We start from the raw sequence: 24594 nt of genomic DNA, 5'->3' as shown, positions 1-24594 counted from the left end.
ATATTATGCTTGGCCTGGATGAAGGCAAGATGGCGGTAAACCTTGCCCGCAATACGATCACTGAATTTCTTGAGAGCGGTACTAAGCTGGATCCGGATTCTATGTCCCTCTCTCCGGTCTTTGAAGAGGAGCGCGGCGTTTTCGTAACCCTCTCCATGGAAGGGGATCTGAGAGGCTGTATAGGTCATCCCTATCCAGATTCATCCCTGAAGGATGCCATTGTTGATTCTGCCATCTCAGCATCAACAAGGGATCCGCGTTTTCCTCCTGTAAAGTTTCAGGAGATGTCTGTAATCACGGTCGAAGTTACCGTCCTGACCCCGCCTGAAAAGATTGATGCGGCTCCTGAAGATTTGCCCGGTCTTATAGAGATAGGCAGGCATGGGCTTATAGTCAAACAGGGTTTCTATCAGGGTTTACTCCTGCCACAGGTGGCCCCTGAGCAGGGATTTAATGCTGTGGACTTTTTGAATCACACCTGCATAAAAGCCGGCCTTGCACCGGACGCATGGTTAACAGGTGCCGAAGTGTACTGGTTTGAAGGACAGGTTTTTTCTGAAGAATCCCCTGAGGGACAAGTTGTAGAAAAGCAGTTCTAAACTGCTTATCTTTTCATATTTTCAAGTTCTGTAAGCAGTTTATCGGTTGAATACACGAGTTTAATTAGGGTTTTTTCTATCATCAGGTTGACCGTACCTTCGATTCCAAGTGTGCGGAAATCCGTTCTCAGCCCGATTACCGGCATGTTTTTAGCATAAGCATAGCCGATTTCCCAGGCGGTACCGGAATCCACATCGCTGCCTCCATCCAGTATAGCAATTACAAGATCGGCTCTATCTATAGCTTCTGAATTTTTCCGGAACAATTCTGCAGAATCCTGTTCCTTGCGCATACTTTTCGTGTCCGTTGAATCCCTCTGTGGCAGGAACACGTCATATCCTGTACTTTCGATTCTCTGTGTGAGTTGTTCATTGAAAATCTTCTCAGCCTCGGAAAAAAGAGGGCCTGCCAGGTATATTTTTTTGTAATTCATTGTATCCATTGCCTGCCTGTATGGTAATAACTTTAATTAGTGGTAAAACATAACACTAAGGCATGAAAGATAAGGTTAATGCAGGCATAATCGGTGCCTCCGGCTATACGGGGGGAGAATTGATGCGCCTTCTTCTCAATCATCCTCATGTAAATCTTGAAATGGCAACTTCAAGAAAACTTGCCGGACAAAATGTATCCAAAAAACATGCCCATCTGGCAGGTATGACAGATCTTGAATTTGAAGACCTTGATCCGGTTGCTGTAAGGCAGAGGTGTGACGTGGTATTCCTGGCGGTACCTCATGGCAGTGCGATGGATATTGTACCTCAACTTATTGACAGTGGCCTGCGTATTGTGGATTTGAGTGCGGATTACCGTCTGGGTGTGGACGAATTTGAAAAGGTCTACGGCCTTAAACATCGTGACCCCCGCAAGGCAGCATATGGGTTGGTGGAACTGCATCCCGAGGTAAAGGGAGAAACTTTTGTTGCCAATCCGGGTTGTTATCCCACAGGCGCTACCCTGGCGGCTGCTCCTGTTGTTAATGCAGGGCTTGGAGATATTGCGGTTTTTGATTCCAAATCCGGCATAACAGGTGCCGGTGTGAATCCAAGCCAGGCATCCCATTACCCCAACATGGCGGAAAACATCCAGCCCTATAAACTCACAACCCATCGCCACCGGGCGGAGATCTGGCAGGAATTGAATGGCCTTGGCGGCCTTGATAGTGTTAATTTCACTCCCCACATAATCCCTGCCATCCGCGGGATATTAACTACAGCTCACCTCTTTCTTAATGAAGAGTGTTCAAAAGAAGATATCCGACAGTTATACGATTCTTTTTACTCAGACTGTCCCTTTGTAAGGCTGGTAGATGATATACCTGCGCTGGGTAATGTACGTGGTTCCAATTTCTGTGATATTGGTTTTGAGATTGACGCAAACAGTAACAGGCTTGTAGTTATCTCGGCAATTGACAATCTCGTAAAAGGAGCTTCAGGACAGGCTATACAGAATATGAATCTCATGTGTGGTTTCAAGGAAACCGATGGTCTATGGAACGCAGGGCTTGCGCCCTGATATATTTGGAGGTGGATTTATGCTTGTAAAAGAAATTATGAACAGTGATGTGATTTATTGCAGTCCCGAAGACAAAGTGAGCGATGCTGCCAGGTCGTTGAAGGATAATGACATAAGTGGTATGCCTGTAGTGGACAATGGCAAGATTGTAGGTATACTTTCAGAGGTTGATTTGCTGGCTTTGCTGGAATCTCCCGAACATGGTGATTTCTGGCTCCCCAGTCCCTTTGAGGTGATAGAAATTCCTATCCGGGAATTTATCAGCTGGGAAGATACCAAAAAAATGCTGTCGGATGTAGGCTCAATGCCGGTTAGCAAAATAATGCGCACCGGTGTATTTACTGTATCTCCTGAAGATTCAATTGAGGATGCTTCCCACCTGATGTCCAGACACAAGATAAACCGCCTGCCCGTAGTTGATAACGGTGTAATTGCAGGCATCATAACCAGGGGAGATATCATCAGGGGTCTGGGTAGTCTGTGAGGTTTGCGGTCATGAGAGCAATTGACGGTGGTATATGTGCAGTACGCGGGGTTCATGCTGCCGGTTTGAAGGATGATTACATGGGCCTTGCACTGATTGAAGCTGCAGGTCCCTGCGCAGGTGTTTTTACACGCAATAAGGTTGTAGCGGCTCCGGTGGTGCTTACCAGGGACAACCTTGAAAATCATAAATATGTTGCAGGCACAATTGTAAACAGTGGAAATGCCAATGCCTTCACCGGTGAACAGGGAATGGCCGATGTCCGTGAGATGGCAAGGCTTGCTGCTGATAAGCTGGGAGTTCCGGAGTCCCACATTGCAGTTGCATCCACCGGTGTGATTGGCCGTTTTCTGGATGTAGGTTGGATAAAAGACCATCTCGATGAAGTTTATGGGGCGCTTTCTGCAGATCCCCCGGGCTGTCGCAATGCTACAAAAGCCATCATGACCACTGACCTGATGGAAAAGGAAGTGGCTGTAGAACTGGAATGTGGTGTACGTATAGGGGGTATTGCCAAGGGTTCCGGTATGATCGAGCCCAACATGGGGACAATGCTTGCTTTTATTTATACTGATGCTATTCTTTCTGCCGATACACTGAAAGAATGCCTTGTAAAAGCCAACGATTCCAGTTTCAACATGATGGTAGTCGATGGTGATACCAGTACCAATGACATGGCTTTGTTAACCGCAACAGGTGCTTCTTCAATAGCTCCTGATGTAGCAAATTTCCAGAGAGGACTTGATTATATCCTTGTGGAACTTGCAAAGAAAATTGCCCGCGACGGGGAGGGTGCTACCAAACTTATCGAAGTACAGGTTAAAGGTGCCTCTGACCTGGCTGATGCACGCAAGGTTGCCAAAACCATTGTACGGTCACCTCTTGTAAAATCTGCGATATACGGGCATGATCCCAACTGGGGCAGGGTTGTTGCCGCAGCTGGATATTCAGGTGCCTCTCTTGATCAGGATAAGATTTCCCTGGAATTTTCGGATGGGAAAAATGCAGTTACTCTGGTAGATCACGGTCAGGTGGCGGATACTTCTGCCAACAAACAACTAAAATCCATAATGGAAAGTGATACCGTCATAATTTCAGTGGATCTTTCACTTGGTGAAGCTTCTGCAGTTGCCTGGGGTTGTGATCTTACCTATGATTATGTGCGTATTAATGCGGAATATACTACATGATATTGTTTCAGGGGAATTCTAATGGATATATCTGAGTGGGATAAGAGATACATTGAGAGTTATGAGTCGGTTGCACGAAATATTCCCTGTGTAAACGGAATATTTGTTGCCTATAACAGTAATGTGGACGCCATCAAGCACATTGGTCCCGGGGATGTGGAAAACCTGCTGAGGAAAGTGGATGTGGATACTGTCCAGCAGCGAATCTTTTCCTATCCCCGACAGATAGATTCTCCTGTAGATTTCCTTGCACGACTCCTGATTGCAATGAAGGACGGTAAAGCTGCGGAAATTCCCACATATTCAACTGATATCCATGAATGGTTGACCGATAATCTTGTTTTTGATGAAGCCAGGATGGGAGGGCAGGCCGGGATAATATCCAATCTGCTTGCCAACATGGACCTGAATAAAGTAATTGCTTATATCCCCTGGCTTTCCCCCGAGCAGGCGGATTACTTTGTATCCTCGCCGAATCTTTTACATCCTTTTGTCAGGGAGGGCAGGATGGAATTGCTTCCTCCTGCAAAGGCCTGTAATCCCGATTATAAAGCCAAGGTCAACTGGATTATTGAATTCAATAAAGGCCTCTCTGTTAAATATGCCGAGGACCGGATAATAGTTCCTCGTAATAACCGCCTGATCATTTCATCACGTCCGCCCTGGATCCGTATTGATATGTCTGATGAGGTATATGAGCATCTCCCCGATATGGGTAAAACCGTTGATGGGGCAATTCTTGCCGGTTACCAGATGATAAAAGAAGAATATGAGGATGGCAAAACTTACAGGGATTATGTAGAACGGGCGGTAGGGGCAATAGGCCAGTTGAAAAAGGCCAATCCTGAAATTTGCATACATGTGGAATTCACTTCCATACAGAATAAATTTATCCGCTCGGCAATTCTGAATGATATTGTGCACAATCATGTCCAATCACTGGGTCTTGATACTGTGGAAGTTGCCAATGCATTGAATGTTTTAGGTTATGAAGAACTTGCATATTCGGTAATCAAAAAAGAAGAAGATGCTATAGTAGCCCTTTATGAAGGAGCTGTCCGGCTGCTTCATGAGCTCAGGTTGCAGAGGATTCATGTACACTCTTTGGGTTTTTATCTCTGTGTTGTTTCCAAAGATTGTCCTATTGATGTTGAACAACATCTTGATTCCCTGCTTTTTGCATCCACTACAGCCGCTTCCAGGGCCCTTCAGGGCGGGATAAAAAGTTTTGAGGACATAAAAGCAGGTCTTGATGTACCTATATCCACACAGGGAATGGACCAAATTGAAAAACTGGGTACCTATCTTGTCAGGCAGGGAAAATGTAATCTGGAAGATTTTGAAAAAGGTTGTATCTGCACCCGCAATCATGATATATTGATAATTCCGGCCAGGGTGGTGGATCATCCCGTTGATACGGTAGGTATAGGAGACACGATTTCAGCAAGTGCCTTTGCAGCTGTGCTGGCAGGTATGTGCAGGTTGCGGGAGGATTGAATGAATATCCTTTGCGGTTACAACGCTAATATCGATGCAGTTTGCATGATAACCGGCAGGGAGGTGGAATCCATCCTTGGTGAGGTGGATAAAAATGAACTGCTGATGAAGATTGAAAACCAACCGCATACCATCAATTCCCTCGAAGATTTCCTTGCCGGCCTTATCCATTGTATGGAATACGGCAGGGGTGCAGAATGGTTCATTTATTCCCGGGATGTTCTTGATTATCTCAAAAAACGTTTTTTTGAAGAGGCAGAGATAAGGATAGGGGGAAATATGGGAATAATGGCCAATGTCCTCTCCGGGCTCAATGTGGATATGATTGTCCCCAATGTTGTTTATCTTTCCGGGACACAGGAGGCTCTTTTTTCAAAAAGGGGAATGGTGCTCCCTCCAAAACTAGAAAGCCAGAGTGGAGATGAGGAGCCGATACATTTTGTTTTTGATTTCCGTCAGGGAGATAGTTTCGACTTATGCGGCCGCAGGATAACTGTATTCCGGGAGAACAGGTTCATTGCAACATTAGATGAATTCAACCCTCAAATGACTATTTCTTCCTTCTTCAAGCAATATGCAACCGCACATATTGGGGAAATGGATGGTGCAATTGTATCCGGTTTTCATATGCTCCAACCCTCTTATCCGGATGGTTCTTCTTTCGAAGAAAAGTTGTCCCCTGTCCTTGCACAGATCGATGAATGGAATTCGATGGCGGGGTTTTTCATTCATGCTGAGTTGGGTCATTTTGCGACATCGGATATAGCCAAGCATGTTTTCCTTAAACTTGCAGGAAGGGTTGATTCAATGGGTTTGAATGAAGATGAACTTGCAACCCTGGCGCAGAAGATGGGGTTTGGGATTGAAGGCATACATGAAATGGATATTTCCGCAATGTTTCAAGCGGCCCACAATTGCATTAAAAATAGTTTGGCCAGAGCCCTTGTTGTCCATACCAGGGATTTTGTCTTTTGCCTCTCTGCTTCAGATAACATGGATGAGCAGAAAATAGATGCTATTGATTTTGGTTTGAAGTGTGCGGCATACTTTGCTTCTTCAGGATTATCGCCGGACAGGTCCAAACTGGAGGAAAGGTGCAGCCAATTCAAGCGCAGTGAATATGGTAGCCTGCAGGTCAAGAGAATAAAGTCTATTACTGGAGCCCAAGAGTACGGTTTTGGAATCTATGGCATCTTCAATGAGTATTATTTTTGTGCAATTCCCACACTTGTGGTCAATGAGCCGGCAGTGACAGTTGGATTGGGAGATACATTTACTGCCTCTTCTTTCCTGCGCTTGCTTGAATTACGCAACAAATCCTAAATTTTAATTTATCCATTTATTTTGCTGTTTTTATTGATTTTATTGGATTCGAGTTAATCTTAATATAGTCTCAAGTACACTTGCCATAAGTTAAAATAATTAGGGTTCATATTTGTAACTCAGGAGTTTTTTTCTTATGATCGGTATCTCTTCGTTTGCTTATCACGACTTATCTCTTGGTGAAGCTTTACAAAATATTGAACACATTGCCAATTGTGCAGAAATCTTTTCCGAAGGAAAACATGATCTCTTCAGGCAGAATGAAATAGCTTTTTCCTATGACCTGAAATACACGGTTCATGCTCCCAGTACGGACCTCAATCTTGCAAGTATTCGTGAGCCTATAAGGAATGCAGCTCTTCAACTTGTGGAAGACATGGCAGATATTTGTAATGAAATTGATGCTGAAGCCATGGTGGTCCATCCCGGTTATTTCCCCTTTGCTCATGATAGGGATTTTGCATTTAATGCATTCCAAAAATCGTTGCCTGTACTGGAAAGGATTGGTGAGGATGCCGGTGTGCGGATATGTGTGGAAAATATGCCCAAATGGGAATGTTTCCTGTTCAGGAAACCGGATTTTGAGATTGGGACAAATGATTTTGTGCTGGATATTGGTCATGCCAATACAATGGGCAATCTGGAGGCTTTTCTTGAACGTGAGATTTCCCATTTTCATATTCATGATAACCACGGGGATAACGATGAACATTTACCTCTTGGTGAAGGCAACATTGATTTTTCGGCCATAGGGGGATTACTCCACCAAAACGATTCCATTAAGATAATCGAGAATAAATCACCTGAGGCTGCTCTTCAAAGTCTTTCTGTTCTGCAAAATATGGGTATTAAATGACTAAATCCAGTTAAATTTATATATTTACAATTCACTTGACTTGCATATGAGTTCTATAGGATGCAGGATATTTCATGCACTTGGCAGTGAAACCCGGATTAAAATACTGGAACTCTTAAGCAGCAAAGAAATGCATATATCTGAAATTGCCCGGGAACTGGATATTTCAGTATCGGTAATTTCCAAGCATGTAAAGGTACTTGAAGAATCCGAACTTCTTGAGAGGCATATTTTCGGCAAATCCCATGTATTAAAACCCAACAGGAAAAATATTCATCTGGCCGTTGATTCGTTTGCTCCCACAAGAAAAGTTGAAATCGAGAAAGGTGCTTCCCTTATGGAAGCCCTGCGCAATGTGGCAGATATCGATGTCAGGAAAAAAGGAGATAGGGAAATGATTGTTTCTACTGATGGGGAGGAAGGCCTTTTTGTCTATGAGATTGGTGGCCAGTTCGGGGATAAAAACGTGAATGACTGCGTGCTGGAAGATGATACAATCGTGGACTGGAAAAAGCTGGAACCTATCACGCGGATTCGGCTTGATATCCATGTCAGGGAATGAAGGTGCCCAACGAATACTTTCAATCCACTTTCTTGTCTCTTATATAGGCGATGAACTTAGTTACATGTAATGAGTATTCCTTCAGACGGCTATCATTTCACTTTGCATGAGAGGATGCGATACCTTTCCTCGGGTACAAAGTATGACAGCTGTAACCAGAGTGCAGTATGCCACGCTTTCGGGCCTGACGGGCGCTGTATACAATTATACAAGACATTGCTGACCAACTACTGTGCCGGGGAATGTACCTATTGTCCGAATCGCTGTCATAGGGATGTGCGCAGGGTTTCCCTGTCCCCGGAAGAAATTGTGAAGATTACCTGGGATTTTTACAGGAAAAATGCGATTGAAGGCCTGTTCCTTTCCTCCGGTATTATCGGGGATCCTGAAACAACAACCGAAAAACAACTTCATGTGGCCCGGCTCTTGAGAAATCAGGGGTTTAAGGGTTATATCCACCTTCGGCTCATGCCCGGTACACCTTTCCATTTGCTTCAGGAGGTAGCCGGGGTTGCTAACAAATTCGGGGTAAATGCAGAAACAACAGGTTCTGTGAACTATTCGGAAATCTGTCCCAATTTTGATTACAAGAATGATGTCCTTCAGCGTCTGAACTGGACCTGCAGATTGATAAAGAAACAAAGGAAACTGCACAGATATGATCGTAAGATTATAGGTGCCAACGATACCCAGTTTGTGGTAGGTGCCCTTGACGAACCTGACAGGGATATTGTGAATACCGTGCATGATTTCATGGAAAAATACCAGTTACGCAGACCCTATTTTATGAGTTTTGACCCGGTTCCTGATACGCCGCTTGAGAATGGTTCAACTTCTCCGAAATGGAGGGAACAGAGGCTCTATCAGGTATCCTATCTTTTGAAGGATTATGGCCTGGATTTCGGGCATATTGATCAAATCTATAATGACGATGGTTTCCTTTTGAACGAGGATCCAAAACTTGAACTTGCCCGGGTCAACCCGGAAATGTTTCCGGTAGAAATAAACAGTGCCGACTATCCTGCTCTGCTGAGGGTGCCGGGTATAGGGCCCATAAGTGCTTCCCGTATCCTGAGATCCAGGCCAATTTATGGGGAGGATGAACTTGCACGTATGGGTGTTGTTATAGGTAGTGCACGCCCTTTTATCAAAATTGGTGGTTCCGGGCAGGCTAACCTTATACAGTTTGCAGGAGGATGCACATGATTATTCTTTTTAAGGCCAATGTAACAGGTGTCTTACTGGCCTGTCTGGAATTGAGGAAAAGGCCTGAGGCAGATCTGGTTTTTGCCTGTGATCCCGGAGAAGGGGAAACGAAATTGAAAATGTTCAACCCGGAAGTTGAAGTAATTCGAGTTGGATTCAACAGTAAGGTTGATAAGCAGCAGTTGGTCAAAAGAGTTTTTCTCGATGGGTGGCACAGAATAACCAATTTTGATTCCCCTCCATTGAATTATATAGAATTGGTGCTCAGGCACAGGAAATGCAATCCTGCAGAGTTTGTGAGACTATTGCATGGGTGTGAAGGGGAGGTAGATGGTCTTTATTGTGGCAAAGAAAGACATTACAAGCAATATTACAGGTACATGCGTGAGGTCAAGAACAATTACCATAGGCTTTGCATGTTTGTGCGGCCAGTTTGCGGAGAAACAGTCCTTTATGCACATATAACTCCCAAAAACCGTGTGTCTGATATGCTTTGCAGGTGGCTTGCAGTACGCAATCCCGATAGGGCCGTAATTGTTGTTGATGGAACGTTTGCTTATGTATGCAATGGTGAAATCCTGAAGATGCAGCACTTCCTGAGAACATCTGTAGATTCAATACGGCATTTGATTCCTTCTGAAGATTCTGCTAGTCTGGAAGATTTGTGGGATATTTACTACAAAAGCCAGATGATAGACAACAGGCGAAATCATTCGCTTTCAAAAAAATTACAGCCCCGCGGCGATTCCGGCTATAGTACAATGTCTAAAAAAGATCGGTATTTTGTAGAGCGGGGTATTCCCACATCTACATTACTTGACTTTGTGAATGAGAAACAAGGTGGTCAATAATATGCAGTCACTGGTTGATGCTCCACGTATAGGAGAAAAGATGGCACAGCGCTTCATATCTCATTTTGGGTGTGAAGAGGATGCCATGGCGGCAATTCTCAGAGGGGATGTAGCCAGTATATCGGAGATCGAAGGAGTAGGTAGAAGATATGCTATATCCCTCGTACACGATGTGAGGTCTACTCAGGATGGTCTTGATATCTCCTCTTTTTTGAAAACCCGGGATTCAGTCGATATTTATGAACGGGTAATCGATTCTATCAAAAATTATGCTTCTACCCCTTATGCAAAAGATAAGTTGCACACCTATATCCCATATCCTTCAAGCAGGAAAGACCTTATCGACATAAACCGGGACTGGGTTGAAAACCATATGGAATATCTCTCCATGCTCGATGATATGGATAGGATTTCAGCAAGTCTTTCCAGAATAAAACCCCTGAAAAATTCTCCTCCAATTTCCCGTATCAGGGATAGGGTGATTGTAACTTCAAATACTGATGATTACAGCACTTTAAAGGAAAAATATGGTAAAAGCATTGAAGTTCAGCTGGTGGAAGATCCTCTGGAATTTGCAGATGTTGCACGCAGCTATCCCCATGTAATTGCCATAGGAGAACCCTTCCTGGAATATGATTTTCCAGAGGATACGAATCCTGAAATAATAACAAATGCCCGGGAAATTGAGGAATGGCATATTTTACCCGAAAAACAAATTTCTTTTTTTGCTTTCAACCATGAGCGAATAATGAATGCATTGGACCTTGCAATTACACTGGATAAAGCGGGCATACCTTCAATAATCAATGCGGATCTTTCGGCTCTTTGCAATCTCATGGCTGCCATTAATCCTGAAGGAAATATTGTTGAAGGCAGGGATGGCGAAATAGACCGCTTACATCATATTCTGGACAATGTGGATTCGGAACTTACAAGATATGTAGACCAGTGCAACCGGGAAATAAACGATCTCCTCCAAAAAAGTAGTATTACACTCAGTGGGAATGACATGTTGGGTGTTATCAGGGATGAGGTGGAGTTAAAGGATATTCTTTCACGCAATATATCGGCATCTTTCAGCCAGATAATAAATGATGCCAGGAAAGAATTCATTGAATCCCTTTCACTAAAGCAAAATGAATCCCTATTTGTGGATTATTTTTTCCCCTCTGAACTTTGTTATCCTGTAGAAGCCGACACGTCCCAGTTACAAAAATTCAAAGAACAGATCAAACAGCAGATATTCCGCAGGGAAGTTACCCATAAAAGGGATATTGCATATGAGCTACACGGATTCAGGCAACCCCTGAAACAACTTGTTATGAGGTTACTTGATCTGGATGTGGGTTTGGCAGTGGCCCGTTTTGGTCATTCTCTGCAGATGCAACTTGCCGGCTTTGAAGATGAATGTGGTATGGGGATTAAAAATGGGAAAAATATTTTCCTTTGCGAAAAGGGTGTTGATGTGGAACCTATAGATTATTCCCTGGGTTCGATCATGCCTCCTTCACAAGTTCCCTCTTCTCCGGTAGTCCTGTTAAGTGGTGTGAACTCCGGGGGAAAAACATCCATGCTGGAGTTAGTGGCTCAATGTACAATTCTTTCCCACATGGGTTTCCCTGTGCCGGCAGATGAATTAAAGATCGGGCCGGTTGATAGTTTGTATTATTTCAGCAAATCCAGGGGCACTCTTGATGCGGGGGCATTTGAAACAACCTTGCGCTCATTTTCAGCTCTGGCTGGGGCGGGGTCCAAACTTGTGCTTGTCGATGAACTTGAATCCATTACCGAACCCGGAGCGTCTGCAAAAATCATAGCCGGAATTCTTGAAACCCTTTCTGAAGAAGCCAATACGATGGCTATTTTTGTATCCCATCTTGCCGACCAGATACTGGAAAACACCGAAGCTTCCATCAGGGTGGATGGAATTGAAGCAAAAGGACTTGATAATGAATTGAACCTGATTGTTGATCGCAATCCGGTTTATAACCATATTGCAAAGAGTACTCCGGAGTTAATCGTGGAGCGTCTTTTCAGAAGCGGGGGGGAAGTTGAAAAAGAGTTTTACAGGTGCCTGAAAAATAAATTCGAAAAAGGATGCTAATCAGAGGCATCCCTTTGTGCTTTTGACATCTTTACCCTCGATAACCGTCGCTTTTTTCATTGCCTGGGCAAATGCCTTGAAAAGGGCTTCGATTTTGTGGTGGTCATTGTAACCATATACAGTTGCATGAAGGGTGACTTTTGCATTGGAGACGAATGATTCAAAGAAATGCCTTGCAAGCTGGGTATTAAATTCCCCTACTTTTTCGGATTCAAATGTTGCATCCATCACGAGATAGCTGCGCCCTCCTATATCCACTACTACGCTGGCAAGAGCCTCATCCATTGGGATTCTTGCTTCTCCGAAACGGGCAATTCCTGACTTTTCTGCCATTATCCGGTCAAAAGCCTGTCCCATTACGATTCCAATGTCCTCTACCAGGTGATGACCGTCTACTTCCAGATCACCTTTAGCATCGATTGTAAGGTCAAAATCTGAATGTCGTGCAAAACATACCAGCATGTGGTCAAAAAAACCGATGCCTGTATTTATCTGTGAATCCCCTTTGCCATCAATGTCAATCGTAAGTTCGATGCTGGTTTCTCTGGTAGTCCGGGATACAGTGGAAGTTCTTGGCATACTTACTCTCCACCAGAAGTTTCCTCTCTGATTGTATTTATTGCTTCTGTAAGGGTAAAATTACCTGCATAGAGGGCACTTCCGACCACAACACCACAGGCACCGGTCATTTTCAGGGTCATTATGTCTTCCAGGGTGGTAACTCCTCCTGAAGCAATCACCGGTATTGTAAGTTCATTTACCAGCTCTGTTGTGGGCCCCGGGTCCACGCCTTCCATTAATCCTTCTTTGTCGATGTTGGTGAACAGGATGCTTCCTGCGCCTTTTTCTTCGAACATTTTCCCGAGCTGTACCGCGGTATATTCGGATTGCTCGGTCCATCCCTTTGTAGAAACCTTACCATTTTTTGAGTCCAGGGCAACATTAATGTTTTCGGGTTTGAATTCTCTGGCAAGTCTTTCCACCAGATCCGGATTTTGGACAGCTGCGGTGCTTAGTATCACCCTGTTAGCCCCCATGTGCAGGAGGTTTGCAGCATCCTCGAAAGAGCGAATTCCACCGCCTACCTGTACTTCTACTCCTTGTCTTTCACATTGCATAATGATTTTTTCTATAATCGGGGCGTTCTTCCTTTTCCCTTCGATGGCCCCGTCAAGATCTATCAGATGCAGGGTTTTTGCTCCCTGTCCGATCCACTTAATTGCAACTGCTTCGGGATCATCCAGGGAAATACGTTCCTGGTCTGGCAGTCCCTGTATCAACTGGACACATTTCCCGTTTTTCATATCTACAGCGGGGATGACCTCAAATTCCATTCTTTGTTCTCCTCAGGGTATCATTCTTTCAATGGGTACAACCAGTATGTCTGATGCACCTGCTTTTTTCAGTTCGCTGACTATTGCAAAGACCTGGTCTGCATCAATAACGGCATGTACTGCATGGGTGGAATTCTTTGATTCTACTTTCATGACAGTCGGGCCCGCAAGACCGGGCAGGATATCTTTGATAGTTTCCAGTTTGCCCGATGGCACATTCATCATAAGATAGCGCTTTTGTTTTGCATGGAGTACGCTTTCAAGGGCTGTTTTTATGTGCTGGATTTTTTCTTCCCTTTGGGAACTTTCGGCATTTGAAATCAGGTACACAGATGAGCTGAACACATCTGCAATTTTCCTGAGATGGTTTGTCACAAGAGTTGTGCCGGAACTGGATATATCAACAATTGCATCTGCAATTCCCACATGGGGTGTCATCTCGCAGGCACCACTTACTTTGATCACTTCAACTGGTATGTCATGATTTTTAAAATATTTCTCTGTAATATTTGGGAATTCAGTAGCAATCCGCATGTTTTTCAGCTCATCAGGGTTTTTAATCCCTGAGTCTTCAGGGACTGCAAGTACCAGCTTTGCCCTCCCAAAATGCAGGTCCAGCATAACTTCAACTTCTGCATCAGTTTCATCTATAAGATCCAGCCCGGTAATTCCTACGTCTGCAGCTCCGTCCTGCACATATTCGGGAATATCCGCCGCTCTTGCGAATAAAAATGTCATTTCCGGGTCTGTTGTTTTTGCAAAAAGTTTGCGGCTTGATCCTTCAAGTACCGGGAGACCTGCTTCTTTGAAGAGTTTCACGGTCGGGTCGTGGAGTCTGCCTTTATTTGGTATTGCAATGCGTATCATCTTGGTTGCCTCTGGAATCTGGGTCAACATTTCCAATACTTTCATTGCATATAAAGGTTTGATGAAGAAAAAGTATCCTTGATATCTATTACCGCTAGTAATTAATTCATTTTCGTATAGTACCCAATTTATATAGAATGGATTTTTCATATCAATACAGATTTGATACTGGAGCCTTATTTAGTTCATATTTTTAGTGTTTTCATGAGGTTTATTTATGCGGAATATAAAGGTTGAACAACTTGTCCAGACACCTGTGGAAAATCAGGAGATAGAGCTTGTTGAACGTAAGGGTCTGGGACACCCAGACAGTATATCTGATGGGATTGCAGAGGCTGTAAGCCGTGCTCTTTGTGCTGAATATATCGAAAAATGCGGTGCTGTACTTCATCATAATACCGATGAAACCCAGATTGTTGCAGGTCGTTCTTCCCCTTCTTTTGGAGGTGGGGAGGTCATCAAACCAATCTATACTCTTCTTGTGGGGAGGGCTACAAAAGAATTTAATGGTGTTGAAATCCCGGCTGAGACTGTGGCTCTCTCGGCAGCACGGGATTACCTGAGGAAGAATATTGTAAATCTTGATCTTGACAGGGATATAATCCTTGACTGCAAACTTGGTACGGGTTCTTCTGACTTGCGGGATGTTTTTGGCCGGGAAAAAATTCCCACTGCCAATGACACATCTTTTGGTGTTGGACATGCATCATTCTCCGAACTTGAGCGTATCGTCTATGATACCGAGAAGCAGCTTATAGGTGATCTGAAAGGGAAATTACCTGCAATAGGTGAAGACATCAAGGTTATGGGATTGCGGGAGAAAGATGATATTTCCCTGACTGTTTGCTGTGGAATGGTTGACAAATATGTTGATGATATGGATGCATATGTTAGTTTCAAGGAACAGATGAAGGATTATATTCTGGATATTGCGGGCAAATACACTGCCAGGGATGTGAACGCATATGTCAATGCTGCCGATAATACCGCGGGTGGTTGTGGCTGTATCTTCCTGACGGTAACAGGCACCTCTGCGGAAATGGGTGACGATGGTTCTGTTGGTCGGGGTAACCGGTGTAATGGTTTGATAACCCCGAACAGGCCCATGAGTATGGAGGCTACAAGCGGTAAGAACCCTATCAATCATGTAGGTAAGATATACAATTTGCTTTCCACCCAGATGGCCCGGGATATCGTGGAAGCCGTGCCACAAGTAGATGAAGTATATGTGCGGCTGCTATCACAGATAGGTAAACCTATTGATCAGCCCATGGCTGCCAGTATCCAGATTATTCCCGAAGACGGGGCAAATTTTGCTACGGTTCAGGATGATGCCGAAGCGGTTGCTGATGAATGGCTTGGTAATATTACCAAAATTACCGATCTTGTTATCAACGGCGCAATTGACACTTTCTGAGGGAATATCCCTTTTTTTATTCTTTTCAGTGGTTTCCAATTCTGTCTTTTTTATTTTTGCTTTTAAGCGCTGGTGATATTTCCTGCGGACATTGGATTTATATGCCTTTGAAATGGGAAATCGGCGAAAAGTCTATATAAGATTGTGAGGATGAGAGTATCTCGCTGAGTAATGTCCCGCCTTAACTCAGTTGGTAGAGTGCGCGGCTGTAGTATGGTTTGTGTGGATTATCCACATACCGCGCGGTTACCGCGATGCCCCCGGTTCGAGTCTGGGAGGCGGGACCAAACACCTCTTCTAAAGGGGTGCAAACAAAACCCTTATATACAATTAAATGTATTTGGGTGCTGCTCTTGTGAGCGGAAAAGTGTGCCCGGACATTGTCCGAATAGTGTAGAGGCCTATCATGGGGCCCTGTCGAGGCCCCGACCCGGGTTCGAATCCCGGTTCGGGCGTACAAAACTTTTCCGAATGACCCCGGTTCTGCCGGGGCCCTCACATCTAATTTTGTTTTCTATAATATTGTCACAGAGTAGTATCTTTGCTGTTTTAAAACCACGCCTGCCAATGTGTATATATAATTAATTAGGTGTAAGAAGATAATTTTTATATAGTTTTCATCCTTATTTGTTTCAAAATGTCGGATAAAATATTACCACGGATCAGAAACACAGATCGCTACATACTCAGATTGCTCTGTGTCTTTTTAATTATCACAGTATGTTTTTCTACGGGCGTGCTTGCCAATGATTCCTATGCAGTGACTGAGGTCTATTGTAATGGTGAATTATATCCGGAACATTTCACCCCTTCTCCTGTTCTGGATGCAAATGAATCATTCTCATTGACAGTTGAGATGACTGTAAAACAGGCAAGTGTTGTTGATATCACTCTCAATCAACATATTTCGGACTCTGGTACTTCCCTGGAAATACAGGCAGGATCATGTGTATTCAATTCAACTCATTCACGTGAGTTTGCCCCAAATGAGACTTTTACTTATAAGTGGATACTCAGGGAGGCAGAAAATACGGCGTGTGGCCCGGCTCCTGTTGAATTCCACTATTCAAACAATCCGCTAAATTCTCCGGAGTTAACTGTTGAGAAATCTTTTATTGCTGTGACTCCCCATGTCACAGATGAATGTGTTGACGATGAGATATGGGATGACAATTATCCTCTCTCTGTAAACTCCTACATCCCACGATCAAAATCATCTTCTGGGTTTACATTTGTTGGTTTTGTCAGTCCTTTTTTTGCTTTTGCAATAGTGGGTGTAATATTGCTTCATCGCAAAAATGAATGATATTGTGATTTATGGTTTCAGGATCAATTGAAAAGCTACAAATATCATTAGTAAATTGAAACCATCGGATAGACTTTTATACGTACATATCTCCCTCTTACCCAATAATAGTTGATGTGATCATATGTCTTATAATATACTTGAAACACGTAATCTTGTTCCTGATGTGAACCTCATGAAGGTCGAAGCTCCGGATATAGCAAAAGCAGCGAAAGCGGGGCAATTTGTAATATTACGTATTGATGAAAGCGGAGAACGCATCCCTCTTACAATAGCTGACTTTGATGTTGATGAGGGTTCTATAACTGTAATCTATCAGGTAATGGGCAAGACTACCAAACAATTAACAACCCTCAAAATAGGTGACACACTGCAGGATTTTGTCGGTCCTCTGGGCACCCCTTCGGATATCCGTAAACTCGGCACAGTAGTAATGGTAGGTGGCGGTGTTGGTGTGGCTCCTGTCTACCCGCAGGCACGTGCCTATCGCGGGGCAGGTAACCATGTAATTTCTATTATAGGTGCCCGCAATGAAGAAATGCTCATTCTTGAAGATGAAATGGCAGAGGTAAGCGATGAACTCTATGTGGCAACAGATGATGGGAGCAAAGGCCATCACGGTTTTGTAACCGATATTGTCAAGGATATTCTTGACAGTGACCAGCAGGTTGACCGTATTGTCATAATCGGGCCGCCTATAATGATGAAAGTAGGGGCCGGTGTAACTGCCCCCTATGGTGTGGAAACCCTTGTAAGCCTCAATCCAATTATGATCGATGGTACCGGGATGTGTGGTGGTTGCCGTGTATCTGTTGGCGGGGAAACCAAATTTGCATGTGTGGATGGCCCGGAGTTTGATGCTTCCGGTGTGGATTTTGACCTTATGATGAGCAGGCTTTCCCTTTACAGGCCGCAGGAAAAGGAAGCTCTTGAAAGTTACAACAAAAAATGCGGGGGTGATTGCAAATGTCACTGAAACAGGAAATGCCCGAGCAAAAACCAAAGGAAAGAATTGGAAACTTCGGTGAAGTTGCATTGGGTTACACAGAACAACAAGCTGTAATAGAGGCGGGGCGCTGTCTTGAGTGCAATAATCCCCTATGTGTGACCGGATGTCCTGTAAATATTGATATTCCCGGTTTTGTATCACAGATCAAGAACAAAGACTTTGATAGGGCAGTAGGTATACTCAAGGACTCCAATGCCCTGCCGGCAATCTGTGGACGTGTGTGTCCTCAGGAAGAGCAGTGTGAAAAATTCTGTGTACTTGGCAAAAAGGGTGAGCCTCTTGCCATCGGCAGGCTTGAGCGTTTCTGTGCGGATTATGAAAGGGATGAAGGAATAAAATCTCCTGAAAAGCCCGAACCCACCGGCAAAAATGTTGCTGTCATTGGCGCAGGTCCTGCGGGACTTACTGCAGCAGCAGAGCTTGCAAAAGCAGGGCATGGTGTAACTATTTATGAAGCCCTCCATGAACCGGGGGGTGTCTTGACCTACGGTATACCCGAATTCAGGCTACCCAAGGACATTGTCAAACAAGAAGTAGATTACATTCGTAACCTTGGGGTTGACATAAAAGTGGATTATGTTATAGGAAGGATAAAAACCCTTGATGAGCTCCGCGATGAATTCGATGCCGTCTTTGTCGGTACGGGAGCCGGTCTTCCCAGATTCATGGGTATTGAAGGGGAAAACCTCAACGGAGTCTACTCTGCAAACGAGTTCCTCACAAGGGTCAATCTGATGAAAGCCTACCGTTTCCCGGACTATGACACTCCCATCAAATGTGGAAGTAAAGTGGTGGTGGTGGGAGCCGGCAACGTTGCGATGGATGCTGCCCGCAGTGCTCTCCGTCTGGGTGCGGAAGAAGTAACAGTTGTGTACCGGCGCAGCGAGACAGAAATGTCTGCCCGTATTGAAGAGGTTGAACATGCAAAGGAAGAAGGTGTGATTTTCAACCTGCTTACCAACCCGGTCCGTATCCTTGAAGGTGAAAATAAAACCGTGAATGGTGTGGAATGTGTTGAAATGAAACTGGGGGGACCCGATGAATCCGGTAGGAGGCGTCCCGTACCAATTGAAGGTTCAGAGCATGTAATCGATGCCGATATAGTAATAGTTGCTATAGGGACCTCCCCGAACCCGGTTATCTTTGCAGGTTCGGAAGAACTTGAAACCACTTCAAAGGGCACTATAGTTGTCGATGAGGACACTATGTCCTCTCTTGAAGGGTTATGTGCGGGTGGCGATGTGGTTACCGGTGCTGCAACTGTAATCAGTGCAATGGGCGCAGGAAAACAGGCAGCTGCAACCATTAGCCGTTATCTGGGTGATCAATCCTGACAAAAGGTTAATTGAAGAACGGATTCATATCACTATAAAATGCAAAAAAAACGCTCTACATTTACTTTTGCTTCGGCAGGCAAAAAGAGTAGTCCAAAAACCGGGAAGGCCCGAAATCGCTCCAATAAGCAGGTGCTAGCCGACCATATTTTCTGGTGCAGTTCCTGCAATGTGCCTTTAATAGGTCCTGTCTGTGATCTTTGTGGCCGTGAAGGTACGAAATTACCCCTGACCTCTCCCTGTGATGTGAGATTTGCTTCTGCCTATGAGCGGGAATTACTTGATGGCCTGCTACGGCAACTGTATGATTGTAATCCTTTTGTTGACAGAGTCATACTGTTGAACAAGGTTGCAGGGGATGACCGCAATGATGAGGTGCTGGTTGACGGTATACGTATCGGGCATATGTATTTTGATATCCTGCAAAAGCAATTCAGGTTTGAACCCACGGACCTGGGTGCCAGTGTCCTCATAAACCATACGCATTCAAAAACGGCACATCTTCATTATACCGGTCGCCATTTAAACGGTAAAAAAATCTCCCTGGAGGGTATAGAACATTTCTCACCGGATATTGAAAAAGGTGACCCGGTATTGCTGCGATGTGGAAAGTTGGTGGGTATTGGTACCTCTCTTGAGGATTCAGCTAATTACAGGTCGGGCAAACCTTTGCTACGAGTCAAGAAAATCAAAAAAATTTCAGCAAACCTGAAACAACCAGCGCCTTCCATGGATTCTGTCATTAGGGCCAACCAATCTTCTCTCAAAAAAATAGAATCCAATGCTATAAACATGATAAAAGGAATTGGCAATGACCCCGCCTATTCTTCTTTTCCTGTCAACGTATCATTCAGTGGCGGCAAGGATAGTCTGGTTGTACTGGACCTTGCCAGAAGGGCACTGGATGCCAGCCGTCTCAGGGCAATTTTCCTCAATACGGGTATAGAATTTCCTGAGACCGTGCAATTTGCACATGATTTTTGCAATTCCAATGGTATAGAACTTATTGAAAAAAAGGCAGAGAATGCTTTCTGGGATAATGTGGAGAGTTTCGGCCCACCGGGCAAGGATTTCCGCTGGTGTTGCAAAGTCTGTAAACTGGCCCCTGCGAATTCAGCTTTTGATGAATGTAGTACAAAAAATCCCTGTCTTGCCGTTGACGGGAAACGCAAATATGAATCTTTCTCCAGGCAGGAGACCGCTGCAACCGAGGCCAATCCCTTTGTGCCGGGCCAGCTGAACGTTTTTCCAATAAGGCAGTGGAGGGCTATTGAGGTCTGGCTGTACATCTACTGGAAAAATCTTGCTTATAACCCTCTCTATGACATGGGTTTTGAAAGGGTGGGTTGCTATCTTTGCCCTTCGACCCTTGAATGTGAATTCGAGAGGGTCAGGCAATTGTTCCCCGATTTGTATGAAAGATGGATGACATACCTGCAAAAATGGACGGCTTCAAAAGGTCTGCCCCCGGAATATGCCGAATATGGTTTCTGGCGCTGGCAGCAGCATCCTCCCAAAATGCTTGCCCTGGCAAAACAGCTGGGAATATCTATCACACCCGTTGAAACAGAAGATTTCAGCATAAGTGCAGTTTCCGGACATTCTGTCTGTAGTGGAGGCGATTTTTCCGTTGAGGCCCGGATACGTGGGGTGTCACTTTCAGAAGCAGCGGATGTACTGAGAATGCTGGGTAATGTCGTATATTCTCCGGAAATGGGGGTTGTCCTCACAAAGAGCCGCTCATGTACGGTTAAATTCTTTGCATCGGGTAACTTGAAAGTAACAGCTGTTGACAGGAAAATTGCAGACAGAATGTACAGGGATGCATGCTTGCAGTTGCTACGTATTGCCCGTTGCAGTGGCTGCGGGGTATGTCTCAATGCATGTGCCAGAGGTTGCATTGAATTGAAAAACGGGAAAATAAAAATACATGATTCATGTACAGGGTGTGGAAAATGCAATGAGTCCTGTGTGGTAGTCCGCTATGCTGATCGAATCATTCCTGACATTTGATGCGCTGCTTTTAATATTATGAAATAGTAATATGAGATAGTTTATTGGGAGAATATTATCAGTAATGTAAAGGGAGTTTCATGGACCTAAAAGATATAGACGGTGTATCTGTAATTATCGAAAACAGGTGGAAAATACTTGCTTCGGTTGCTTTTTTCATTGTATTCCTGGCTCTTGTGACAATTCTTCTCCCTCTTGCAGACGGTATCGTGTTGGGTCTGGTTTTTGCCTATATCTGCAGGCCTATATATGACAAGATAAACAGGAAAAACCATTACGGGGCATTCATTGCGACGATGTTTATCGTAACGCCTCTAGTTATCATAATAGGCACCGGTTTTATAGAGATATTCAGACAGCTTATCTGGGTTATCGAAAACCAGTCACAAGTTCTTGAGATCATATTTGATTTTATAAGGGCAATAGTGCCGGGTACATATTTTGAACATATCAACCAGCTTGTTTGGGATTCATCACTTTCGATTCTTTCTTTTGCAGGTAGCCTGGGTTTTGTTTCATATGCCAAAAGTCTGGGTATGTTTATGATCAATCTGGTTGTGGCAATCTTTGTTTGCTATTTCCTGCTGCTTGAAGGTGAGAAACTGTATGCTTCCGCGGTATGTATCGCTCCGAAGGGTACTCAGTTAAATATGGGCCGTTACCTGCGGGAGCTGGACCGGATACTGAGTGGAATATTTATAGGTAATGCCTACGCTGCTCTGACTGTAAGTACGATTTCAGTAATTGTGTTTTATGCCTTTGGTTTATCCCATATACCGGCACTTGCGACCCTGATATTTATTGCTTCTGTGATTCCCCTTTTTGCCGGTTATATGGTACTTCTGGCACTGTCTGTTATCAGGTACATAGAAATGGGCGCAGAGGCTGCAATTGTCTTTTTCATTGTATCATCTATAGTGATATATGTCCCACCTGAACTTTTCCTGCGTCCGTATTTTGTGAGCATGAAATCCCAGATACATCCGGTCGTACTTGTCGTGGTATTTCTGGGTGGAGGTTTTGTGGGGGGAATTGCAGGATTCTTTGCCGCACCGGTACTCCTGGGGGCATTGGTAGCTGCTTACCGGGTATATATTGACAATTCGAACAGTCAGGATACCGAAGATTCCGGCACGGATTCAGATGAAGCGTGCCTCAAGAATGATTCCATTTGAAAAAGGTTAATAAGGATTGTTCCAATTTATCCAGAAGACACGAGGTGAGTTCATGCAATTATTGCTTATCCATTCCGATTATATTGAATACGAAGTGAAAAAAAGTACTCCTGTTGCAGAGCAAATAGAGGATTCCTTCAAAAAAGGCAGACTAGATGAAGCTTTGACCGCTTTCATGGCGGTGGAAAGTAGTGATGAGGCAAACCCGAAAGATGTAGCTGAAAAGGCAGTTGCTGAGATCAAAAAGACTGCATCGCAGGTAAATACCGACAATGTAATGCTTTATCCTTATGCCCACTTAAGTTCCGATCTTTCTTCCCCTAAGGTGGCAGTTTCTGTAATGAAGGAGATTGAAAATAGCCTTATTGATTCATTTAATGTCAAACGTGCTCCTTTTGGTTGGTACAAAGCATTCAAAATCAGTTGCAAAGGGCATCCTCTCTCAGAACTTTCCCGAACGATTAACCCAGAACGCGAATCATGTGGTGAAGGCGTAGATACAGAGGAAGAAGTTGTATCTGAAGCCCTGAAAGCCGAAAGTACGGCCAAATCTTACTGGAAGGTCCTGTCTCCGGACGGTGTTCTGCATGATGTTGATGATTTCAATTTCAAAGATCATGAGAATCTCGGTACCTTTGTGGATCATGAAATCTCTAAAAGCAGGGCTGTGGAGAAGGTTCCCCCTCATGTTGAATTGATGCGCAGGCTTGAGATTGCTGATTATGAACCCGGGTCTGACTCCGGTAACATGCGCTATTATCCTAAAGGCAGGCTGATCAAATCCCTGCTTGAGCGGTATGTGCTGGATTCTTCTGCCAGAGAAGGAGCAATGGAAGTAGAAACACCTCTGATGTACGACATGAACCATCCGACTCTCAAGAAATACCTGGACAGGTTCCCCGCACGTCAGTATTCCATCGAATCCGATAAACGCCAGATGTTTTTGAGATTTGCTGCATGCTTTGGGCAGTTTCTGATGAGTCATGATATGACCATCTCCCACCACAATCTCCCGATGAAAATGGTGGAACTTACACGTTACAGTTTCCGTAAGGAACAGAGGGGAGAACTGGTGGGCCTGCGCAGGCTGCGGGCTTTTACCATGCCGGATATGCATACAATGTGCGGGGATATGGACCAGGCTGTCGAACAGTTCGGGCGTCAGTACCAGATGTCAATAGATGTGCTGCAAGATGTCGGAATTGATGTATCCGATTATGAAGTTGCAATCAGGCTTACCCGGGACTTCTATGAGGAGAACAAGGAATTTATCACTGCTCTTGCAAAGAAAGTCAATAAACCTGTTCTTGTGGAAATGTGGGAGAAACGTTTCTTCTACTTCGTGCTCAAGTTCGAGTTCAATTTTGTGGATGCCCTGAAAAAGGCAAGTGCGCTTTCCACAGTCCAGATAGATGTGGAAAATGCAGAACGATACGATATTAAATATATCGATCAGGCAGGGGAAGCTAAAAGACCTGTCGTATTGCATTGTTCACCCAGTGGAGCAATTGAACGCTGTATTTATTCCCTGCTGGAAAAAGCCTCGATGAAGGCTGAAAGGGGAGAAGTCCCGATGCTTCCGGTCTGGTTATCACCCACACAGGTCAGGATCATACCCATTGCAGAGCGACACATGGAATTTGCCGAAGAGATCGCATCACGTCTTCAGTGTCGTGCGGATATAGATGACAGGGAAGAAACAGTTGGCAAGAAAATACGTAATGCAGGACAGGAATGGATTCCCTATGTGGTAGTTGTTGGTGACAGGGAAGTCGAAAGCGGTAATATCAATGTCACTGTGAGGGAAGAATCCAAACCAAAGAAGCCTTCCAAGATTGAGATGACTGTGGATGAACTCAACAGCCGCATTCTTGCAGAGACTGCCGGGATGCCTCAGGGTCACCTGCCTCTTGCACAAAAACTTAGCATGAGACCAAGATTCATATAATAT

General features: G+C 44.4%; 22 protein-coding genes and 2 tRNA genes. 20 read left to right on the top strand and 4 right to left on the bottom strand.

Going from position 1 to position 24594, the window contains the following annotated elements:
- Nucleotides 1–5: 5 nt before the first annotated feature.
- A complete protein-coding gene (locus EFE42_RS10290; RefSeq protein WP_123137150.1) occupies nucleotides 6–599 on the top strand; it encodes a TIGR00296 family protein in 594 nt (197 codons plus the stop codon).
- Nucleotides 600–604: 5 nt separating this feature from the next.
- On the opposite strand, the gene EFE42_RS10285 is transcribed toward EFE42_RS10290, so the two are convergent.
- The gene (locus tag EFE42_RS10285; protein WP_123137172.1) at nucleotides 605–1033 is read right to left on the bottom strand and encodes a nucleoside 2-deoxyribosyltransferase; all 429 of its coding nucleotides are present in this window, start codon (nucleotides 1031–1033) and stop codon (nucleotides 605–607) included.
- A 62-nt stretch (nucleotides 1034–1095) separates the two neighbouring features.
- On the opposite strand from EFE42_RS10285, the gene argC reads away from it, so the two are divergent.
- From argC to EFE42_RS10235, 10 genes are all read left to right on the top strand, one after another.
- Complete coding sequence (argC, locus tag EFE42_RS10280; protein ID WP_123137149.1) at nucleotides 1096–2115, top strand: N-acetyl-gamma-glutamyl-phosphate reductase; 1020 nt, start codon at nucleotides 1096–1098, stop codon at nucleotides 2113–2115.
- A 19-nt stretch (nucleotides 2116–2134) separates the two neighbouring features.
- Nucleotides 2135–2599 carry a CBS domain-containing protein gene (locus tag EFE42_RS10275; protein ID WP_123137148.1) on the top strand — a complete coding sequence of 155 codons (465 nt, stop codon included), beginning with the start codon at nucleotides 2135–2137 and terminating at the stop codon, nucleotides 2597–2599.
- 11 nt (nucleotides 2600–2610) lie between these two features.
- A complete protein-coding gene (gene argJ, locus EFE42_RS10270; RefSeq protein WP_123137147.1) occupies nucleotides 2611–3789 on the top strand; it encodes a bifunctional ornithine acetyltransferase/N-acetylglutamate synthase in 1179 nt (392 codons plus the stop codon).
- A 21-nt stretch (nucleotides 3790–3810) separates the two neighbouring features.
- Nucleotides 3811–5286: an ADP-specific phosphofructokinase gene (pfkC, locus tag EFE42_RS10265; RefSeq protein ID WP_123137146.1), complete on the top strand. Its 1476-nt coding sequence runs from the start codon at nucleotides 3811–3813 to the stop codon at nucleotides 5284–5286.
- Nucleotides 5287–6609, top strand: a complete 1323-nt coding sequence (locus EFE42_RS10260; protein ID WP_123137145.1) for an ADP-dependent glucokinase/phosphofructokinase — start codon at nucleotides 5287–5289, stop codon at nucleotides 6607–6609.
- A gap of 136 nt (nucleotides 6610–6745) precedes the next feature.
- Nucleotides 6746–7465: a sugar phosphate isomerase/epimerase family protein gene (locus EFE42_RS10255; RefSeq protein WP_123137144.1), complete on the top strand. Its 720-nt coding sequence runs from the start codon at nucleotides 6746–6748 to the stop codon at nucleotides 7463–7465.
- 46 nt (nucleotides 7466–7511) lie between these two features.
- Nucleotides 7512–8027, top strand: a complete 516-nt coding sequence (locus EFE42_RS10250) for a helix-turn-helix transcriptional regulator (RefSeq protein WP_123137143.1) — start codon at nucleotides 7512–7514, stop codon at nucleotides 8025–8027.
- Between the two features lie 69 nt (nucleotides 8028–8096).
- Nucleotides 8097–9233, top strand: a complete 1137-nt coding sequence (locus EFE42_RS10245) for a radical SAM protein (RefSeq protein WP_123137142.1) — start codon at nucleotides 8097–8099, stop codon at nucleotides 9231–9233.
- Nucleotides 9230–10084 (top strand): DUF4130 domain-containing protein, encoded by an 855-nt coding sequence (locus tag EFE42_RS10240; RefSeq protein ID WP_158599237.1) that lies wholly within the window; start codon nucleotides 9230–9232, stop codon nucleotides 10082–10084. Before EFE42_RS10245 ends, EFE42_RS10240 begins: the two co-directional genes overlap by 4 nt.
- Nucleotide 10085: 1 nt before the next feature.
- Nucleotides 10086–12188, top strand: coding sequence for an endonuclease MutS2 (locus tag EFE42_RS10235; RefSeq protein WP_158599236.1), 2103 nt, complete (start codon nucleotides 10086–10088; stop codon nucleotides 12186–12188).
- Here EFE42_RS10235 and hisB read toward each other — a convergent pair whose 3' ends face one another.
- Genes hisB through hisG form a run of 3 tightly spaced genes read right to left on the bottom strand, consistent with a single transcriptional unit; the run spans nucleotide 12189 to nucleotide 14389 of the window.
- Entirely contained in the window at nucleotides 12189–12767 is a 579-nt protein-coding gene (gene hisB / locus EFE42_RS10230; protein WP_123137139.1) for an imidazoleglycerol-phosphate dehydratase HisB, read from the bottom strand.
- Nucleotides 12768–12769: 2 nt separating this feature from the next.
- Complete coding sequence (hisA, locus tag EFE42_RS10225) at nucleotides 12770–13522, bottom strand: 1-(5-phosphoribosyl)-5-[(5-phosphoribosylamino)methylideneamino]imidazole-4-carboxamide isomerase (protein WP_123137138.1); 753 nt, start codon at nucleotides 13520–13522, stop codon at nucleotides 12770–12772.
- A gap of 12 nt (nucleotides 13523–13534) precedes the next feature.
- Entirely contained in the window at nucleotides 13535–14389 is an 855-nt protein-coding gene (gene hisG / locus EFE42_RS10220; protein ID WP_123137137.1) for an ATP phosphoribosyltransferase, read from the bottom strand.
- Between the two features lie 217 nt (nucleotides 14390–14606).
- On the opposite strand from hisG, the gene EFE42_RS10215 reads away from it, so the two are divergent.
- The 9 genes from EFE42_RS10215 to EFE42_RS10175 all read left to right on the top strand — a co-directional run bounded on the left by EFE42_RS10215 (nucleotide 14607) and on the right by EFE42_RS10175 (nucleotide 24591).
- Nucleotides 14607–15806: a methionine adenosyltransferase gene (locus tag EFE42_RS10215; RefSeq protein ID WP_123137136.1), complete on the top strand. Its 1200-nt coding sequence runs from the start codon at nucleotides 14607–14609 to the stop codon at nucleotides 15804–15806.
- A 175-nt stretch (nucleotides 15807–15981) separates the two neighbouring features.
- Nucleotides 15982–16093: transfer RNA gene (locus EFE42_RS10210), tRNA-Tyr, on the top strand.
- Nucleotides 16094–16188: 95 nt separating this feature from the next.
- Nucleotides 16189–16261: transfer RNA gene (locus tag EFE42_RS10205), tRNA-Asp, on the top strand.
- A gap of 182 nt (nucleotides 16262–16443) precedes the next feature.
- Nucleotides 16444–17112: a sarcinarray family MAST domain-containing protein gene (locus tag EFE42_RS10200; protein ID WP_123137135.1), complete on the top strand. Its 669-nt coding sequence runs from the start codon at nucleotides 16444–16446 to the stop codon at nucleotides 17110–17112.
- A gap of 124 nt (nucleotides 17113–17236) precedes the next feature.
- Complete coding sequence (locus EFE42_RS10195) at nucleotides 17237–18088, top strand: sulfide/dihydroorotate dehydrogenase-like FAD/NAD-binding protein (RefSeq protein WP_123137134.1); 852 nt, start codon at nucleotides 17237–17239, stop codon at nucleotides 18086–18088.
- Entirely contained in the window at nucleotides 18079–19455 is a 1377-nt protein-coding gene (gene gltA, locus EFE42_RS10190; RefSeq protein ID WP_123137133.1) for an NADPH-dependent glutamate synthase, read from the top strand. Before EFE42_RS10195 ends, gltA begins: the two co-directional genes overlap by 10 nt.
- Before the next feature lie 39 nt (nucleotides 19456–19494).
- Entirely contained in the window at nucleotides 19495–21468 is a 1974-nt protein-coding gene (locus EFE42_RS10185; RefSeq protein WP_123137132.1) for a phosphoadenosine phosphosulfate reductase family protein, read from the top strand.
- An 80-nt stretch (nucleotides 21469–21548) separates the two neighbouring features.
- Nucleotides 21549–22643: an AI-2E family transporter gene (locus tag EFE42_RS10180; protein ID WP_123137131.1), complete on the top strand. Its 1095-nt coding sequence runs from the start codon at nucleotides 21549–21551 to the stop codon at nucleotides 22641–22643.
- 52 nt (nucleotides 22644–22695) lie between these two features.
- A complete protein-coding gene (locus EFE42_RS10175) occupies nucleotides 22696–24591 on the top strand; it encodes a threonine--tRNA ligase (protein WP_123137130.1) in 1896 nt (631 codons plus the stop codon).
- The last annotated feature ends 3 nt before the right edge of the window (nucleotides 24592–24594 follow it).

This window comes from Methanohalophilus sp. RSK (assembly GCF_003722075.1).
In the GTDB taxonomy this organism is placed as follows: Archaea; Halobacteriota; Methanosarcinia; order Methanosarcinales; family Methanosarcinaceae; genus Methanohalophilus.
The sequence above is the reverse complement of the archived record's forward strand: the minus strand, read 5'-3'. Positions and strand labels throughout refer to the sequence as shown.